This is a genomic window from Arthrobacter sp. B0427-1-12 (genome assembly GCF_059092905.1).
This window is the reverse complement of the sequence record NZ_JBNHIC010000003.1, coordinates 191,423-207,924: the sequence shown is the minus strand read 5'-3', so window position 1 is coordinate 207,924 and position 16,502 is coordinate 191,423. Positions and strand designations below refer to the sequence as shown.

General features: G+C 66.4%; 12 protein-coding genes and 1 tRNA gene. 1 reads left to right on the top strand and 12 read right to left on the bottom strand.

Features of this window, described 5'->3' with window-relative positions; all coding sequences use genetic code 11:
- Positions 1–77: 77 nt before the first annotated feature.
- Positions 78–159: transfer RNA gene (locus AC5RWU_RS04365), tRNA-Leu, on the bottom strand.
- Between the two features lie 114 nt (positions 160–273).
- On the opposite strand from AC5RWU_RS04365, the gene AC5RWU_RS04360 reads away from it, so the two are divergent.
- The gene (locus AC5RWU_RS04360; protein WP_494029279.1) at positions 274–879 is read left to right on the top strand and encodes an ANTAR domain-containing response regulator; all 606 of its coding nucleotides are present in this window, start codon (positions 274–276) and stop codon (positions 877–879) included.
- Between the two features lie 92 nt (positions 880–971).
- Here the strand turns inward: AC5RWU_RS04360 and pyk are convergent, their stop codons facing one another.
- The 11 genes from pyk to hisI all read right to left on the bottom strand — a co-directional run bounded on the left by pyk (position 972) and on the right by hisI (position 16,373).
- Entirely contained in the window at positions 972–2,477 is a 1,506-nt protein-coding gene (gene pyk / locus AC5RWU_RS04355; protein ID WP_494029280.1) for a pyruvate kinase, read from the bottom strand.
- A gap of 104 nt (positions 2,478–2,581) precedes the next feature.
- Positions 2,582–4,045: a glutamate synthase subunit beta gene (locus AC5RWU_RS04350; protein WP_494029281.1), complete on the bottom strand. Its 1,464-nt coding sequence runs from the start codon at positions 4,043–4,045 to the stop codon at positions 2,582–2,584.
- Entirely contained in the window at positions 4,038–8,648 is a 4,611-nt protein-coding gene (gene gltB, locus AC5RWU_RS04345) for a glutamate synthase large subunit (RefSeq protein WP_494029282.1), read from the bottom strand. Before gltB ends, AC5RWU_RS04350 begins: the two co-directional genes overlap by 8 nt.
- A gap of 259 nt (positions 8,649–8,907) precedes the next feature.
- Positions 8,908–10,086 (bottom strand): prolipoprotein diacylglyceryl transferase, encoded by a 1,179-nt coding sequence (gene lgt, locus AC5RWU_RS04340; RefSeq protein ID WP_494029283.1) that lies wholly within the window; start codon positions 10,084–10,086, stop codon positions 8,908–8,910.
- Between the two features lie 73 nt (positions 10,087–10,159).
- Positions 10,160–10,957, bottom strand: a complete 798-nt coding sequence (gene trpA, locus AC5RWU_RS04335; protein ID WP_494029284.1) for a tryptophan synthase subunit alpha — start codon at positions 10,955–10,957, stop codon at positions 10,160–10,162.
- Complete coding sequence (gene trpB / locus AC5RWU_RS04330) at positions 10,954–12,306, bottom strand: tryptophan synthase subunit beta (protein WP_494029285.1); 1,353 nt, start codon at positions 12,304–12,306, stop codon at positions 10,954–10,956. The genes trpA and trpB overlap by 4 nt, the downstream gene beginning before the upstream one ends.
- A gap of 75 nt (positions 12,307–12,381) precedes the next feature.
- Positions 12,382–13,203, bottom strand: a complete 822-nt coding sequence (gene trpC, locus AC5RWU_RS04325) for an indole-3-glycerol phosphate synthase TrpC (protein WP_494029286.1) — start codon at positions 13,201–13,203, stop codon at positions 12,382–12,384.
- A 1-nt stretch (position 13,204) separates the two neighbouring features.
- Positions 13,205–13,468, bottom strand: a complete 264-nt coding sequence (locus AC5RWU_RS04320; RefSeq protein WP_494029287.1) for an HGxxPAAW family protein — start codon at positions 13,466–13,468, stop codon at positions 13,205–13,207.
- An 82-nt stretch (positions 13,469–13,550) separates the two neighbouring features.
- Complete coding sequence (locus tag AC5RWU_RS04315; RefSeq protein WP_494029288.1) at positions 13,551–14,234, bottom strand: Trp biosynthesis-associated membrane protein; 684 nt, start codon at positions 14,232–14,234, stop codon at positions 13,551–13,553.
- Positions 14,231–15,823, bottom strand: a complete 1,593-nt coding sequence (locus tag AC5RWU_RS04310) for an anthranilate synthase component I (protein ID WP_494029289.1) — start codon at positions 15,821–15,823, stop codon at positions 14,231–14,233. The genes AC5RWU_RS04315 and AC5RWU_RS04310 overlap by 4 nt, the downstream gene beginning before the upstream one ends.
- A 169-nt stretch (positions 15,824–15,992) precedes the next feature.
- Complete coding sequence (gene hisI, locus AC5RWU_RS04305; protein ID WP_494036910.1) at positions 15,993–16,373, bottom strand: phosphoribosyl-AMP cyclohydrolase; 381 nt, start codon at positions 16,371–16,373, stop codon at positions 15,993–15,995.
- Between the last annotated feature and the right edge of the window lie 129 nt (positions 16,374–16,502).

The window sequence follows — 16,502 nt, the reverse complement described above, 5'->3', positions numbered from 1 at the left end:
CGGCAAGAGCGCAGGCGATGACAGGCATGGGAGGGCGGCCATTAAAAAGCAAAACCCCTCTGACGAGGGGTTTACCGTGCCCAAGGTGGGACTCGAACCCACACATCTTTCGATACCGCATTTTGAGTGCGGCGCGTCTGCCAATTCCGCCACTTGGGCATCGTGTGACGAGTGGATCATCACTACATGCGCGAATACACTCTACATGCCTATAGGCTATTTCAGTGAACCGCGCGTTCCGCGCCGCTATTCCAACGCTTCCAAGGAGCATTAGTGCCTGAGACATCCGACCCCACCCCAACAGCTGCCTCCGCCCGCCGCGTGGTCGTCGCCGAGGATGAGACCCTCATTCGGCTGGACATCATCGAGATCCTGCGCGGCGAGGGCTTCGATGTGGTGGCTGAGGCGGACAACGGCGAGAAGGCCATCGAAATGGCCGAACAGCACAAGCCGGACCTGGTCCTCATGGACGTGAAGATGCCGGTAATGGACGGCATCACGGCGGCCGAGCAGATCGTCAAGGCCCGCATCTGCCCTGTGGTCCTGCTGACCGCCTTTAGCCAGAAGGAACTGGTGGAGCGTGCCCGTGACGCCGGCGCCATGGCTTATGTCGTCAAGCCCTTCTCCCCGGCGGACCTGATCCCCGCGATCGAGATCGCGCTGTCCCGCCATGAGGAGATCAAGGCCCTCGAGAACGAGGTGTCCGACCTGAAGGAGCAGTTCGCCACGCGCAAGCTGGTTGAACGTGCCAAGAGCCTGCTCATCACCAAGATGGGCCTGACCGAACCCGAAGCCTTCCGCTGGATCCAGAAGACGTCCATGGACCGCCGTCTGAGCATGCGTGAAGTCGCCGAGACGATCATCAACCAGGTCAACTAAGCGCCGGCTGAGCGCCGTCCAAGCCTCAACTGCCCTGACATGTGAAGAAGCCCCGGGCCAGCGTCCGGGGCTTCTTCACGTTCTGGCTGCCCCTAGATCCCGTTGACCTTGACCGGCTTGACCGGCCAGGGGCCGACCTTTTCCTTGGTGGGGCGCTGGCGTCCTTCCAGCAGCTGCCCTGCATCGGCCAGGTCGCCGACCTTGTGGACCTTGAGCAGGTTGGTCGAACCGGCCACGCCGGGAGGCGAACCGGCGGCGATGACCACCAGCTGGTCCGGTTCCACGAGCCCGCGCTCCAGCAGGACGCGGTCGACCTGCTTGGTCATCTCATCGGTGTGGGACACGAATTCCACCAGCAGCGGCTGGATGCCCCAGGCCAGCGCCAGCTGGCTGCGGACGTGTTCCACCGGAGTGAACGCGAAGACCGGCTTCACCGGACGCAGGCGGGACAAACGGCGGGCCGAGTCGCCGGACTGGGTGAACGTGCAAATGAACTTCGCGTCCAGCTGGTTGGCGATCTCCACGGCCGAACGCGTGATCGCTCCGCCGCGGGTCTTGGGCTTGCTGCCCAGCGGCGGAATGCGGTCCAGGCCATGCTCCTCGGTGGACTCGATGATCCGGGCCATCGTCCGGACCGTATCGATCGGGTACTTGCCCACGCTCGTTTCACCCGAGAGCATGACAGCGTCCGCACCGTCGATCACGGCGTTCGCGCAGTCCGAGGCCTCCGCCCGGGTCGGGCGCGGATTCTCGATCATGGACTCGAGCACCTGAGTGGCCACGATCACCGGCTTGGCCCAGCGCCGTGCCATCTCGATGGCCCGCTTCTGCACCAGCGGAACCTCCTCCAGCGGCAGCTCCACCCCCAGGTCGCCGCGCGCCACCATGATCGCATCGAACGCGTCGATGATCTCATCCAGCGCGTCCACCGCCTGCGGCTTCTCGATCTTGGCGATGACCGGAGCGCGGCGGCCCTCCTCGTCCATAATCTCGTGCACCCGCTGCACATCGGCAGCATTGCGCACGAAGGACAGCGCGACGAAGTCGACGCCGCGGCGGATGGCCCAGCGCAGGTCGTCCTCGTCCTTCTCGCTCAGGGCTGGAACGTTGACCGCAACGCCCGGAAGATTGATGCCCTTGTTGTTGGAGACGGTACCGGCGACCGTCACCTCGGTGACCACCTTCTCATCGGTGACTTCGACCGCGCGCAGGGCGACCTTGCCGTCGTCGATCAGCAGAGGGTCGCCCACCCGGACGTCCTGGGGCAGCCCCTTGAACGTCGTCGAACAAATGTCCTTGGTGCCCTCTATGTCCGCGACGGTGATGGTGAATGTGTCCCCCGCGGCCAGCTCGTGCGGACCATCGGCGAAGCGGCCCAGCCGGATCTTCGGCCCCTGCAGGTCCGCCATAATGCCCACGGCCTTGCCCAGTTCCGAGGCGGCCTTGCGGACATTCTCGTAGGTGTTGTCATGGACGCTGTGGTCACCGTGGCTCATGTTCATGCGGGCTACATCGACGCCCGCTTCCAGAATTGCCAAAGTGTTTTCGTAACTGGCGATCGCCGGACCGAATGTGGCAACAATCTTCGCTCGTCTCATGAAACCTAGCCTAGTCGTCTTGATATCGGATTAAACACTTGCCGGGTTAAACACTTGCCGGGCCGATGATCCTGCTTTCGGACGCCGTCGGCCCGGCGGTTCGGCTACAGCGGTGCGATCGCCCGGTCGGTCGGCGCCACCGGGGCCGGCAGCCGGGTCTGGCCCGTCAGCCACTTCTCCACCGCCGCGGCGCAGGAACGCCCCTCCGCGATCGCCCAGACAATCAGCGACTGTCCGCGGCCGGCGTCGCCCGCCACGAAGACGCCGGGCGTATTGGTCATGTAGTAACCGTCGCGCCCCACGTTGCCGCGGCCGTCGAACTCCGCCTGGACCTGCTCGGTGATGCCGGCCGGCTCCGCCCCGGTAAAGCCCAGCGACAGGAAGACCAGGTCCGCAGGGATTTCCCGTTCGGTACCGGCCTTCGGCAGGCGCTTGCCGTCGACGAACTCAGTTTCGGCGACCTTGATGGCGCGCAGCTGTCCGTTTTCGTCCCCCAGGAACTCGACGGTGGACGCCAGGTAAGTGCGCTCACCGCCTTCTTCATGCGCGCTGGCGACCTCGAACAGCGTCGGGAACATCGGCCACGGCTGGTGCGCGGCGCGCTCCTGCGGCGGCTGCTTGCCGATGGCCAGCGTGGTCACGGAGGCCGCGCCCTGGCGGTGGGCCGTGCCCAGGCAGTCGGCGCCGGTGTCGCCGCCGCCCAGGATCACCACATGCTTGCCCTTGGCGTCGATCTGGTTCTCCACCGGGTCACCGGCGACCACCCGGTTGGCCTGGACCAGGTAGTCCATGGCGAAGTGGATGCCCTCGAGCTCACGGCCCGGGATGGGCAGGTCGCGCGGCACCGTGGCGCCGGTGGCGATCACGACGGCGTCATAGCGCCGCCGCAGCTGGTCCCAGCTGATGTCCTTGCCCACCTCGACGCCGGTCCTGAAGCGGGTGCCTTCGGCCTTCATCTGCTCCAGGCGACGGTCGATGTGTTCCTTTTCCATCTTGAAGTCGGGAATGCCGTAGCGCAGCAACCCGCCGATGCGGTCGTCGCGCTCATAGACTGCCACGGTCAGGCCGGCGCAGGTGAGCTGCTGCGCCACGGCCAGGCCCGCGGGACCGGAGCCGACGACGGCGACGGTCTTGTCCGTCAGCAGGCGCTGCGGCGGATGCGGGGTGACCCAGCCGTTTTCCCACGCCTCGTCGATGATGGAAACCTCAACCTGCTTGATCGTGACCGCCGGCTGGTTGATGCCCAGCACACAGGACGACTCGCAGGGCGCCGGGCACAGGCGGCCGGTGAACTCCGGGAAGTTGTTCGTCGCATGGAGCCGGTCGATTGCCTCCGCGCCCTTGCCGCGCCAGGTCAGGTCGTTCCACTCGGGAATCAGGTTGCCCAGCGGGCAGCCCTGGTGGCAGAACGGGATGCCGCAGTCCATGCAGCGTCCTGCCTGGGCCTTGAGTACGTCCTGGTCCTGCGCCTCGTAGACCTCTTTCCAGTCCATGATGCGTACCGGGACCGGCCGGCGGGGCTGCGTTTGGCGTTCCCTCACCTTCAGGAATCCGCGTGGATCAGCCATTGGTAACCTCCAAAATCCGGGACCAAGCTTCGTCACCATCGGGGTCAAGGCCCTCGTCGATGGCAGTGGAACGGGCATCCAGCACTGCGGCATAGTCGCGCGGCAGCACCTTCGTGATGCGGCTTACCGTTTCCTCGAAGTCGTCCAGCAAGTGTCCGGCCAGCTGCGAGTCCGTTTCCTCGTGGTGCTTGATCAGCAGCTGGCGAATGATTTCTATGTCTTCCGCGTCCGGCTCCAGGAGCAGCAGTTCGCCCGCGTCCAGGCTCTGCTTGTTGATCCGGGACGGATCCAGGTCCAGCACATAGGCTGTTCCGCCGGACATCCCGGCGCCGAAGTTGCGTCCGGTGCGGCCCAGGATGAGCGCCTGTCCCCCGGTCATGTATTCACAGCCGTGGTCGCCGATGCCTTCGACAACGGCGGTGGCACCGGAGTTGCGGACCAGGAACCGTTCGCCGACCTGGCCGCGCAGGAAGATTTCGCCGCTGGTGGCGCCGTAGCCGATGACGTTGCCGGCGATGACGTTGACGTCCGCCGGGAAGACATTGCCCCGGTCCGGACGCACGATGATCCGGCCCCCGGACAGCCCCTTGCCGACGTAGTCGTTCGAGTCGCCGAACAGGCGCAGCGTAATGCCGGCGGGCAGGAACGCACCAAGCGACTGCCCGGCCTGGCCAGTCAGCGTCACGTCGATCGTGTCCGTGGCGAGGGTCTCCACGCCGAAGCGCTTGGTGACCTCGTGGCCGAGCATCGTGCCGACGGACCGGTCCGTGTTCACCACATCCACCGTGATGCGCACCGGTGCCCGGTGCACCAGGGCCTCGGCGCTCATCGCGATGAGGTGGTTGTCGAAGTGCTTGTCCAGCTCATGGTTCTGCGGGAGCAGGTTGCGCACCGGAACGTTTTCGTCGAACTCGTAGCCGCGCAGGATCGGGTCCAGGTCCAGGCCGTCGGCCTTCCAATGGTCGATCGCCTGGCGCATGTCCAGGAACTCATTGTGGCCGATCGCCTCTTCCAGCGAACGGAAGCCGAGCTCGGACAGGATTTCGCGGATCTCTTCGGCAATGAACTCGAAGAAGTTCACCACGAATTCCGGCTTGCCGGTGAAGCGCTTCCGAAGCTCCGGATTCTGTGTCGCCACACCGACCGGACAGGTGTCCAGATGGCACACCCGCATCATGACGCAGCCGGAAACCACCAGCGGAGCCGTCGCGAAGCCGAATTCCTCGCCGCCCAGCAGGGCCGCGATGACCACATCGCGGCCGGTCTTGAGCTGGCCGTCGACCTGGACCACCACGCGGTCGCGCAGGCCGTTGAGCATCAGCGTCTGTTGCGTTTCGGCCAGGCCGAGCTCCCAGGGGACGCCGGCGTGCTTGAGCGAGTTCAAAGGGCTGGCGCCGGTGCCGCCGTCGTGCCCGGAAACCAGGACGACGTCGGCCTTCGCCTTGGTCACACCGGCCGCCACCGTGCCGATCCCCACTTCAGACACCAGCTTCACATGGACCCGGGCCGACGGGTTGGCCCGCTTGCAGTCGTAGATCAGCTGCGCCAGGTCCTCGATGGAGTAGATGTCATGGTGCGGCGGCGGGGATATGAGTCCTACGCCCGGGGTCGAGTGCCGGGTCCGGGCCACCCACGGGTAGACCTTCTGGCTCATCAACTGGCCGCCCTCGCCGGGCTTCGCCCCCTGCGCCATCTTGATCTGGATGTCGTCCGCGTTGGTCAGGTAGAGGCTGGTGACGCCGAACCGGCCGGAGGCAACCTGCTTGATCGCCGAGCGGCGCGTGGGATCCAGCAGGCGGTCGACGTCCTCGCCGCCCTCGCCTGTGTTGGATTTTGCACCCAGCCGGTTCATCGCGATGGCCAGCGTCTCATGCGCTTCCTTGGAGATGGAGCCGTAGCTCATCGCCCCAGTGGAGAAGCGCTTGACGATGCTGGAGACCGGTTCCACCTCGGACAGCGGCACGGCCGGGCGCAGCCCGGTCCTGAACCTGAGCAGGCCGCGCAGGGTCATCAGGTCCTTGGACTGGTCGTCAATGCCCTTGGTGTAGGCCTTGAAAATGTCATAGCGGCGCTCCCGGGTGGAATGCTGCAGCCGGAAGACCGTCTCCGGATTGAACAGGTGCGGCGGGCCCTCGCGCCGCCACTGGTACTCGCCGCCGTTTTCCAGCAGGCGGTGCGGTTCCTCAACGCCGTCCGCCGGGTAGGCCGTGGTGTGGCGCGCCGCGGCCTCGGCCGCGATGACGTCCAGGCCGACGCCGCCCAGCTGCGAATGGGTGCCGTGGAAGAACTCGTCGACAAGTTCCTGCGACAGGCCCAGCGCCTCGAACGTCTGGGCGCCGCAGTAGGACGCCACGGTGGAGATACCCATCTTGGACATGATCTTCAGGACGCCCTTGCCCAGGCCCTTGATCAGGTTGTAGACGGCCTCGGACTCGGTCACGCCGGTGATATCCCCGTTGCGGACCAGCTCCTCGCAGCTCTCCATCGCCAGGTACGGGTTCACTGCGGATGCGCCGTAGCCGATCAGCACCGCCACGTGGTGCACTTCGCGCACATCGCCGGCCTCGACCAGCAGCGAAATCTTGGTGCGGTTGGCGCTCTTGAGCAGATGGTGGTGTACGGCGCTGGTGAGGAGCAGCGAGGGAATGGGTGCCCACTGACCGTTGGAATCACGGTCCGACAGCACGATGTAGTGCACGCCGCGGTTGATGGCCGCTGATACTTTTTCGCAGATCTCCGCAAGGCGCGCCCGGAGGGAGGCTTCCCCGCCCTCCGGCCGGTAGAGGCCCCGGACCTTGAGGGCAAGGCGCTCGCCCTCGTCGTTGCGGATATTGGCGATCTTCGCAAGTTCGTCATTGTTGATGACGGGGAAGTTCAGCGCCACCTGCTTGGCCCGGACCTGCCCCGTGGACAGCAGGTTGCCGTCCGGACCGATCGAGGTGTGCAGCGATGTGACCAGTTCTTCGCGGATGGCGTCCAGCGGCGGGTTGGTCACCTGGGCGAAGGACTGCACGAAGTAGTCGAAAAGCAAGCGGGGGCGCTTGGACAGCACGGCAATAGGGGTATCCGAGCCCATGGCGCCCAGCGGTTCGGCCCCCGTGCGCGCCATCGGTCCGAGCAGGATCCGCAGTTCCTCCTGCGTGTACCCGAAGGTCCGCTGGCGGTGGTTGATGGAGGCCCGCGTGTGGACCACATGCTCGCGTTCGGGCAGGTCGGAGAGGTTGATCTGGTTTTCCCTGACCCACTGGCCCCAGGGATTGGCGGCAGCGACCTCGGCCTTGACCTCCTGGTCCTCGATGATCCGTCCGGCTTCGGTGTCCACCAGGAACATCCTGCCCGGGGAGACACGGCCCTTCCTGACGACCTTTGAGGGCTCGACATTGAGGACGCCGACTTCGGAAGCGAAGATTACCAGCCCGTCCTCGGTGACCCAGTAACGTCCCGGGCGCAGGCCGTTCCGGTCCAGGGTCGCGCCGACCAGCGTGCCGTCCGTGAAGGAAACGGCGGCTGGACCGTCCCACGGTTCCATCAGCATGGAGTGGTACTGGTAGAACGCCCGGCGTGCCGGATCCATGGTGGCGTGGTTTTCCCAGGCCTCGGGGATCATCATCATGATGGTGTGGGTAATCGGCCGCCCGGACAGCATCAGCAGTTCAGCGACTTCATCGAAGGACGCGGAATCGGATGCTCCCGGGGTGCAAACCGGGTACAGCTCCTCCGGAGCGTCGCCGAGCAGCGGGTTGGACAGCTGGGACTGCCGGGCGCGCATCCAGTTGCGGTTGCCCTTGACCGTATTGATCTCGCCGTTGTGCGCGATCGTACGGAACGGCTGGGCCAGCGGCCACGACGGGAAAGTGTTGGTGGAAAACCGCGAGTGGACAATCCCGAGCTTCGTCTTGAACCGGGAATCGGACAGGTCCGGGTAGAACGGTTCCAGCTGGGCAGTGGTCAGCATGCCCTTGTAGACGATCGTCTTCGAGGACAGCGACGGGAAGTAGACGCCGTATTTGTTCTGCACGCGCTTCCGGAGCCGGAAGGCCTTGGCATCGAGCCCGCGGCCCGGCTCCGAGTCATCGCCGTCGGCATTGGCCAGGAAGACCTGGACAAAGTGCGGCATGCAGGCGCGTGCCATGGCACCCACCAGCTCCGCAACAACGGGCACGTCGCGCCAGCCCAAAATGCGCAGCCCCTCCGATTCGGCGACGTCTTCGATGCCGGCGCGGGCCGAACTCTGTTCGCCCGCCTCCGTGGGCAGGTACGCGGTGCCGACGGCATATTGGCCCGCCGCCGGAAGATCGAAGTCGACAACGGCGCGGAAAAACTCATCCGGGATCTGTGTCAGCAGACCTGCACCGTCACCCGTGCCCTCGTCGGCGCCGACCGCGCCGCGGTGTTCGAGGTTGCGCAGCGCCGTCAGCGCCGCGTCGACGATGTCATGCCCCGGTTCGCCGCGGAGAGTGGCAATGACTGCCAGGCCGCAGGCGTCCTTTTCATTCTCCGGGCTGTACAGGCCGGAAGCCTCCGGGTAGGCGGCGAACCGCTGGAAAGGGGAAACAACCCGCTCCGCCGTGCCCGGCGGGTTTTCGATATACTGGGCGGTCATGGAATAACTGTCCTTCCTCCGCGTTGGAGCGTCAGGAGGGGACGGCGCTGGCCCCGGCACGCAGCACCTGAATCAGGCTGCGCGGAATGTCACGTACAGACGATTCTATGACAGAGGCCACAAAGCCCAGCGCGGTTGGTGAGCAACGGTTCCATAAAGGCCCTCTGTCACAGCTGGCACTTCCCTGGTTTGTTGCAACCTGGTCCGTACCAATCAGTCCACGGCATGGTCTATAGCCGCCAGGGCGGTGGCCCCGGGACTATTTATCCTTGCCCGCACCTGCGGGCGGCGAAGCGTTGCCGGCCTCGCCGTGTGGTTGTGAGAGATTACCACGGTCTGCACGATTGGACGCACCGGATTCCTGCGCGGCGGCGGCGGCAGCGTCATGTTGGCTCTGTGCAGCCGCGGAATTTCCCGGTTCCTCGCGTGCGGCTTCCGTAACCTGCCGTTCACTTCCGGCAAGATTCCGTCCACCTTCTGCACCCGCCGCTTCTGGGCTGTCCGCTTTTGCGCCGTCCGTTTTTGCGTTGTCCGCTTCGGCATCATCCGCGCCGGCAGCCGGTTCCCGCCCAGGCAGGTAGACCGATGTCCCGGCGTTCCTTCCGGTTACACCCAGCACGATGAAGAAGGTAATGGCGACCAGGAAGACCAGGATACTGGTCCACACATTCAGCCGCACACCGAAGATCAGCTCGGCGTCATCGATGCGCATCGCCTCGATCCAGACCCGCCCCAGCGTGTAGTACGCCGCATACAGCCAGAAAAGGCGGCCGCGCCGGAAATGGAACTTCCGGTCCAGTGCCAGCAGGATGACGACGCCGGCCAGGTTCCAGAGCGACTCGTACAGGAACGTCGGATGGAAGAGTGTTCCCGGTTCGGTTCCGGCCGGGAAATTGGGACTGTCCGGATCGATCCGGAGCCCCCAGGGCAGGTCGGTCGGTGCGCCGAACAGCTCCTGGTTGAACCAGTTGCCCCAGCGCCCGATGGCCTGCGCCAGCAGAAGCCCGGGAGCCGCAGCGTCGATGAAGGAAGTCAGTTTGACGCCGGCCCGACGGCAGCCGATCCACGCCCCCACTACACCCAGGGCGACGGCACCCCAGATGCCCAGACCGCCGAGCCAGATCTGCGGGATCAGCGACAGATCGCCCGTGCCGTCAAATCCTGGACCGAAATACGCGTCCGGCGACGAGAAGACGTGGTACAGCCGGCCGCCGATGATGCCGAACGGGATGGCCCAGATGGCGATGTCCCAGACAGCATCCTGCGGGCCGCCGCGGCGCCGCCAGCGGACCGTGGTCAGCCAGAGGGCCGCAATGATCCCCGCCAGGATGCACAGCGCGTAGGCGTGGATCGTGAGCGGGCCGACGGTGAAACCGGACCAGCCGGGGCTGGGAATGCCGGCCGGGATCATGGAGAGTGCATTGACGGTGGTCTGCATGGGTCGGATTCCTTTGGTCCCGGAGGCATATTCGTGGCAGGCGGGATCGGCCGCTGCGCCGGCCGGCCCCGGATCAGCCCAGTCCGGTGCGCAGTTCCGCGGCCAGCGTACCAACCGCCTCCGGCCCGCCGTCCCGCAGGGCCGCGACCAGCGCCGTCCCCACGATGACGCCGTCGGAGTAGGCGGCAATCTCCCGCACATGGTCCGGGGTGGACACGCCCAGGCCCACACAGACCCGCTCCGCTCCGGCTTCCTTGGCCCGTTCGACCACGCTGCGCGCGGCATCGCTGACCTGGCTGCGTGCACCCGTGACCCCCATGATGGAGACGGCGTACACGAATCCGCGGCTGGCCTCCACCGTGCGCTTCATCCGCGCTGGGGTCGAGGACGGCGCCACAAGGAAGACCCGGTCCAGACCGTACTTGTCCGAGGCTTCGAACCATTCCGCTGCCTCATCCGGAATCAGGTCCGGTGTGATCAGTCCGGCTCCCCCGGCCTCAGCCAGGCGCCGCGAGAATTCGTCGACGCCCATGCGCAGGACGGGATTCCAGTAGGTCATGACCAGCACAGCCGCATCCGTCCGCTTGGTGATGCCCGCGACGATGTCGAAGACCTGCGCGACCTTGAAACCACCGGCCAGCGCCCTGGTGGTGGCCTCCTGGATCACCAGGCCGTCCATCACCGGATCCGAATACGGCACGCCGATCTCGATCAGGTCAGCGCCATTGTCCGCTAGGGCCACGGCGGCCTCGATCGCCTCCTCCACGGACGGGAAACCCGCGGGCAGATAACCGATCAGCGCGGCGCGGCCTTCCGCTCTGGCCTTGTCGATCGCGGCGGCGGACTTGCTGGTTACTGCTGCGCTGCTCACAACTGCTCTCCTTCGGCGCCGATCTCTGCTTCCGGCGAATTACTGTCCAGCAGGTCGAACCATTCTGCTGCGGTGGCTACGTCTTTGTCGCCGCGGCCGGACAGGCTAACGACGATGATCTTTTCGGCAGCCGCTTCAGCAGACCCGGCTTCCGCGGCAAGGCGCTGTCCTACCTTGAGTGCGCCGGCCAGCGCGTGCGAGGACTCGATCGCCGGGATGATGCCTTCGGTGCGGCACAGCAGGCGGAAAGCGTCCATGGCCTCCGTGTCGGTGATCGGCTCATAGTTCACGCGTCCGATGTCGTGCAGGTAGGAGTGCTCGGGCCCCACACCGGGATAGTCCAGCCCGGCCGAAATGGAATGCGATTCGATCGTCTGGCCGTCTTCATCCTGCATCAGATAGGAACGTGCACCGTGCAGTACGCCGGGACGGCCCAGCGTGATGGTGGCCGCGTGCCGGCCGGTCTCCACGCCCTCGCCGCCGGCCTCGAACCCGTACAGGGCCACACCGGCGTCGTCCAGGAAACCATGGAAGATACCGATGGCGTTGGAGCCGCCGCCGATGCAGGCGCAGACGGCATCGGGCAGCCGGCCGGCCTGGTCCAGAATCTGTTCCCGGGCTTCTTCACCGATGACCTCGTGGAAGTACCGGACGAGCGCAGGGAACGGATGGGCTCCCGCGGCGGTGCCCAGCAGGTAGTGGGTGGTGTGGACATTCGCCACCCAGTCCCGCAGCGCCTCGTTGATAGCGTCCTTGAGCGTGCGTGAGCCGGCGGTCACTGGTACCACCGTGGCGCCCAGCAATTCCATACGGGCGACATTCAGGGCCTGGCGCCGGGTGTCCTCAGCGCCCATATAGACGACGCATTCCATCCCCAGCAGCGCGGCCGCCGTCGCACTGGCGACACCATGCTGGCCGGCCCCGGTCTCGGCGATCAGGCGGGTCTTGCCCATGCGCTTGGCCAGCAGCGCCTGGCCCAGCACATTGTTGATCTTGTGAGAGCCTGTGTGGTTCAGGTCCTCCCGCTTGAGGAAAATGCGGACCCCGCCGGCGTGCTGGGAAAAGCGCTTGGCCTCCGTCAGCAGGGACGGGCGGCCTGAATAGTTCCGGTTCAGTTCCGCCACCTGGGCCAGGAACTCCGGATCGGCCTTGGCCTTTTCGAAGGTGTCCTCCAGCTCGTCCAGGGCCGCGATCAGCGATTCCGGCATCCATCGGCCGCCGAAAGCCCCGAAGTACGGGCCCGGCGCGTGGCGCAAGCTCTTCCCTCCGCTGAGGAACGCATCGGCCGCGTCGGGCGTGGTATCCGCCAACGGCTCCGGGCCGGCCTGCGCTTCAGGCTTGTCGGTCATGAGGTCCACCGTCCTGTCTTTCCATGCTGATGCCGGGCATGGCGAAACCATGCCCGGCGTAATGTTGCGAAGGTCCTAACTGATCCGGGCCGCTATGGCCCGGGCGCCTGCTTCGCGGAATTCCGTGACCGTGCCGGCCGGATCGTTGTGCCGGACCAGCGCCTCGCCCACCAGAATGGCGTTGGCACCGTTGGCAGCGTAGTGCTCCACGTCGGAGGCGTCCCGCACCCCGGACTCGGCGATGATCACTGCCTGCGCAGGGATCCGATCCGCCAGCGAAGCGAAGATGCCGCGGTCCACGTCCAGCGTCTTCAGGTTCCGGACGTTGACGCCGATGATGCGAGCCCCGGCCGCCACCGCGCGGTCGATCTCCTCCGCGGTGTGCGTCTCCACCAGGGCATTCATGCCCAGCTGGTGGGTCAGCGCCAGGAATTCCTGCAGCTCGGCATCGGTCAGCGCCGCCACGATCAGCAGCACCAGGTCCGCCCCGTGGGCGCGCGCTTCCCAGATCTGGTACGGATCCACCGTGAAATCCTTGCGGAGCACGGGCAGCTGGACCGCGGCGCGCACGGCGTCGAGGTCCGCCAGGGAACCGTTGAACCGGCGCTGCTCGGTCAGCACACTGATGACGGCGGCACCGCCGTCCTCATAGCTGGCCGCCAGGGCGGCGGGATCCGCGATATTGGCCAGGTCCCCCTTGGACGGGCTCTTGCGCTTGACCTCAGCGATGACCCGGAGCGCGGCGCGCGGCTGGTCATTGCCGCCCAGCGCGGCATAGGCGTCCCGCGCGGGGACTGCCTGCGCGGCCAGCTCCTTGACCCGGTCCAGCGGCACCTGCCGCCGGCGCTCCTCGAGATCCTCCCGGACGCCTAAAATAATGTCGTCGAGAACTGTCACGCTAGTGCGTGCTCTTCAGCTTGTGGCCGTCGACGCCGAAACCGGCCTTCTTCATGATCCAGCCGGCAACCAGGCCGATGGCCACGACGACCAGACCGCCCCAGAAGACCAGATGGCTGGCCATCACGAAACCGACGCACGAAGCGGCGACTCCGATCATCATGATGAAGACGCAAGTCCAGGCAGCCGGGCTGTTGCCGTGCCCGATCGGTGCATCGTGGATGCTGGCCTCTTCTTGCTGGGTAGTGGTGGCGTTGTTGGCCATTATCTATCTCCTCATAAACGTTGCTGATTTCATTCTGCCCTATTAACGGAGCAGCCAGGCGGCGAACCGCCCATGTGAAGCCTCAGCGGGTTGGATCCTGCCCCCGGCTCAGTTGGTCCCAGCCATCGATCTCATCGATCGTCCCGTCACCGTCCGCCGGATCGTTTCCGGCGGATGCCTCCGTCGGCGGTGCCTCCTTGCCGCCGGTGCCGGTCCCGGTATCAGGACCGGTACCGGTAGCCGTGCCCGTGCCGGCAGCGGACTCGAACCGCCTGGACCGCACCCAGGTACGGCCGGCAACCAGCAGCCACACCGCGGCGAGGAAAACCAGCACGCCGGACACTGCTGCCACCGCGGGGAATGCGGTCAGGGTGATGTCGACAGGCGCTCCGATGATGCCGATGGCCTTGCCGATCGAAGCGGAGGCGGCCGTGGCCGGATCCACGATGACTGCAAGGGCAGCGGCCGTGATCCCTGCGCCGACCAGCATGATGATCACCGCGATGATGATCCGAGCGACCCGACCGGCGATCGACGCCGCCAGGACACCAGCCAGCGCGACCAGGGCCAGCGCAGTGACCGACACGGCCGCGTCGCTGCCGGGAACATCCAGATTCGGTGTCTGCACCGCCGACGGCGGCAGCTTCACCTGCAGCCAGGTCTGCGTCGTCGTCCCGAAGGCGAGGGCGGCACAGAGCAATCCGCCGAGCACGACGGTCCCCTTGCGCTTCCAGCGCGCCGTCCCGTGCGACATCCCGCGGCTCACAGCGCCGCCTCCCCCACTGCGGCGGTGCCGTCGGCAATTACACTGTCCGCCGTAACAGGATGCAGGCTGGAGGCGATCAGGGCGGCACGCAGGGGCGCAGCGGCCTTGTTCACCGTTTCCATGGCCTCCGTCTCAAGCACGGAATCGGCCACGATGCCGCCACCGGCCTGGACATACGCCCGCCCGCCGCGCAGCAGCGCCGAGCGGATGGCAATGGCCATGTCCATGTCCCCGGCGAAGTCCAGGTAGCCCACCACGCCGCCGTAGAGGCCGCGCTTGTGCGGCTCCAGTTCGTCGAGCAGCCGCAGCGCGCGCGGCTTGGGCGCCCCGGAGAGCGTCCCGGCCGGGAAGGTCGCCGCCAGCACGTCGTAGGCCGAGGCATCCGGTGCGAGCCTGCCGACGACAGTGGAGACCAGGTGCATGATGTGGCTGAACCGCTCCACCTCCATGAACTGGCTCACCTCCACCGAGCCCGGTTCGCAGACCTTGGAGATGTCATTGCGGGCCAGGTCGACGAGCATGAGGTGCTCGGAACGTTCCTTCTCGTCGGCCAGCAGCTCCTCGGCGAGCTCCCGGTCCAGTTCCACCGTCCGTCCGCGGGGCCTGGACCCGGCAATCGGATGGGTGATCACCTCGTCCCCGGTGACCGTCACGAGCGCCTCGGGCGACGAGCCGACAATCGCGTATTCGGCCCCGTCGGCATCGACGAAACTGAACATGTACATGTACGGGCTGGGGTTCAGGTTGCGCAGCACCCGGTAGACGTCCAGGGCCGAAGCACCGCAGTCCAGCTCGAAGCGGCGGGAAATCACCACCTGGAACACTTCGCCGTCGACGATCGCCTCCTTGCCGCGTTCGATCGCCTTCAGGTATTCATTCCGGTCCCAGCTCTCGCGGACGTTCTTCAGGAGCTGCTCCGTATCCACGGTGCCGTTTTCCAGCACGGACACCGGCTGCTCGGCCGGAGCACTGACCCTCCGCAGCATGGACTTGAGCCGCTCCACGGCGTCGTACCAGGCATCGTCGACCCGCTCGCCGCTCCCGTCGAAATTGATGGCGTTGGCGATCAGAGTGACCGTGCCTTCGGTGTTGTCGTGCACGGCCAGGTCCGTCACCAGGTTCATGGCCAGCTCCGGCATCTGCAGGTCGTCCGCCGGAGGGCTGGTGAGCTTCTCCCAGTGCCGCACCGACTCCCAGCCGACGAAGCCGACCAGCCCGGAGGTCAGCGGCGGCAGTCCCTCGAACCGCTCGGTCCGCAGCAGCTCGACCGTCCGCCGCATCGCCTCCACCGGGTTCCCGTCCAGGGGAACACCTGCCGGAGGCTCGCCCAGCCAGTGCGCCTCGCCGTCCTTGGTGGTGAGCGTGGCCCTCGACCGTGCGCCGATGAAGGAATACCTGGACCAGACCCCGCCCACCGCGGCGGACTCCAGCAGGAAGGTCCCCGGCTCGCCCTGCGCAAGCTTGCGGTAGATCGCGATCGGGGTGTGGGCGTCCGCCAGCACCTTCAGGTGCACCGGCACCACGCGGTGGTCCAACGCCAGCGCCCTGAACTCCTCGAGCGTGGGCCTGACGACTCCGAGATCCTGCATCTGCTTCTTTTCCTTCGATTACTGGCTGTGGTTGGGAGCCCCTTTTCGGAGCTGCCGCTTTCAGTGCTGCCGCCTTCGGAACTGTCCGCCTACGACGGCGGCAGCCGGGCCTTGCGGCCGGCGCACCTGTCGGCGGCGGCAGGCGCTTGCAGCGTGCGGTTGCCGCCGGTCAGGCCGGGCCGGCCACGACGTCGATGTCCCGGCCGTCGAAGCAGGTCCGGGTCCCCGTGTGGCACGCCGCGCCGACCTGGTCAACGCGCACCAGCAGGGCATCGCCGTCGCAGTCCAGTGCTACGGACTTGACCCACTGAACATGCCCGGAGGTGTCTCCCTTGCGCCAGTACTCCTGGCGGGACCGCGAGTAGAAGGTGACCCGGCCCGTCCTCATGGTCCGGTGCAGGGCCTCGTCGTCCATCCAGCCGAGCATCAGTACCTCGCCGGTGTCATGCTGCTGCACAATCGCGGCCACCAGGCCGGCGGCGTCGCGCTTGAGGGCACCGGCAAGTTCAGGGGCCAACGGGGAGCCGTGTTGGAGGGCTTGCTGGGACATGGGTTCGGAAGACATCCCTTCAAGTCTAGTGCCAGCGCCAAATCCGGCCGGCACGGCCGGTCGTCCCACCATCCCGCCGTGCCGGCCGGATGGTGGGACGACCGCCACATTCGGCGGCACGGTCCCCAC